Genomic DNA, 2,242 nt, shown 5'->3' on the forward strand with positions numbered 1-2,242 from the left:
AAAGCCATTAGGAAAGGAAAGTTAGATTTTTACAAATCTACCTTTTATTTTTGCTATTCGTACCGTTTTTCCTACCATTCGTACCGAATTAAACAAAAATAAGGTTAAATATGGTATATTTTTAATAAATAAACCTAAAATCTTGAGTTCTGCAGCAAAATTAAAGAATAAAGCCCCTAAACCTTGGAAATCCAATGTTTTAGGGCCTTTAATAATTACAGAAAAGTGTAATACTATAGGTCTTTTCTTTTGGAATTTGCAATTAAATTTTTGATGTCACTTTGCCTCCAAAATCTCTTTGTAATATCAGTATTTAAAATCTCTGAAAACGTCTTAGATACATCGTCTACATAGTCTAGCATATAATAATTTTCATCAAGATAAGTTACACTTAAATTTTTAATAGAATCAATTAATTGAGAAATACTAAATTTAAAATCTGTTTCTTTTTCTAATAATCTAATCAGAATTAAAGCTAAAAAACATATGAAAAAGTGTGCTTCAATATGATTCTGTTTTCTAAGATAAACAGGTCTGGACTTAAATTGGCTTTTAGTGATTTTAAAGCTTTCCTCAATCTTCCAAAGACCTTTATAACGCTCAATAACCTCCCTATCAGGCATGTTTAGTTCACTAGTGACAATTAAATAATATCCATCATATTTTTCTTCTTCTGCAACTCTTTTTTCATCAATGTATAAATAATCATCTTTTTTTAAAATTTCACCAGTCTCTTTATCTAAATATTCATCTTTAATATACTTGTAAGCACCTTTATTCAAACTACCCTTTTTTAATCCAATGAGTTTTTTAGCTTTATCTAAAACTTTTTGTCTGTCTTTCCTAGCTTTTCTTGCATACTTTTCAGAATAAAATACAACTTGCTTTTGGTCAATGTCAACTTGAACTTTTTTCCCTTTAGCATTAGTAACCCAAATATTAGTATTAACATCTCTTGATTTAAATTTATACTCATCGCCCATATCTTTGTATCCTTTATCGTTTAAAACGAATTCCTTTACCTCTTTAGCTGCACCTCTAACAGATTTTGAGTATATATATCCATTTTTATGTATAACATTGTATGCAATGTTCTCTCCTGAGTTCATACCCTTATCTGCAACCACAATAACTCTACCTAAATTAAAATCTCTTTTAAGTTCATCAAGAACAGGCATTAAAGTAGTACAATCATTAGTATTGCCTTCAAACAATTTAAAGGAAATAGGAATACCTTCATCATCCATTAATAGACCCATTTGAACCAAAGGATTAGGCCTATGTTCTTTAGAAACACCTTTTTTCCTAAAATCATCTTCATCAGATTCAAAATAATAATTAGTAACATCATAAAAAACATTATCAAGATTTCTACCATATTCACACCTAATATATTCATGAATATGTAAAATTAAATCCTTCTTGTATTTACAAAAATAATCTAAAGATCTATAAACATCATCAATTGAAAAATCAGAGTCCATAAAATATCTTTCTAATAATTCAGTAGACTTCTTTTTAGAACAAGGTTCCATTACCCTTAAAAAACTTAAGGCTTGTAAAATTTTATTAAGAGAAAAATCAATATTTAAACTTTGCTGCTTATTATCTAAAAAGTAGTCAATATTTAACTTATGATAAATATAGCTTAAAATCACAAATCCAAAGTTTTTTCTTAAAACCTCATCTTTATTAACAGATTCCAATCTATCAAAAGAAAACTCTAAAGGTGCATTATTAAGCTTTTCCTCCTCAGTCATCTTTTTAGCTAAGTCTTTAAAATGCTCAATTGGATCATCATAGATATCTTCAAACTCATCTAAAAAACCAATACTTTTTACAGCACGTTGTTTATTTTTTTTAGTAATAGGATCTCTAAACCCCTTAACAATAGACAAGTATATTCGACCATTAGGTCTTTTATCTTTCTTTAAAAACATTTTCATCACCCATATATATTATATCATAGAATGTCATAGAATAACAGTAAAATATATTAAATTTGACAAAAAAATTACCTCTGTTCATTATAACCAAGGGCTTTATTTCGATTTATATGTATTTTTCACTGCAGAACTAAGGTAATACTAGATGAACCAACATCGGCCTTAGATCCCTTAGCAGAAAGTGAAATTTATGAAAACTTTAATAGCCTAGTTGAAGATAAAACTGCCATATATATTTCTCATAGAATGAGTTCCTCTTTATTTTGCGATAAGATTTTAGTACTAGATAAAGGAAA

1 protein-coding gene is annotated in these 2,242 nt (G+C 27.5%); it reads right to left on the reverse strand.

Annotated features, from left to right (window positions below; translation table 11 throughout):
* Positions 1-233 precede the first annotated feature (233 nt).
* Positions 234-1,940 (reverse strand): IS1634 family transposase, encoded by a 1,707-nt coding sequence (locus tag VK998_RS09685; protein WP_325227928.1) that lies wholly within the window; start codon positions 1,938-1,940, stop codon positions 234-236.
* Between the last annotated feature and the right edge of the window lie 302 nt (positions 1,941-2,242).

This window comes from Schnuerera sp. (genome assembly GCF_035459645.1).
Taxonomy (GTDB): Bacteria; Bacillota; Clostridia; order Tissierellales; family Tepidimicrobiaceae; genus Schnuerera.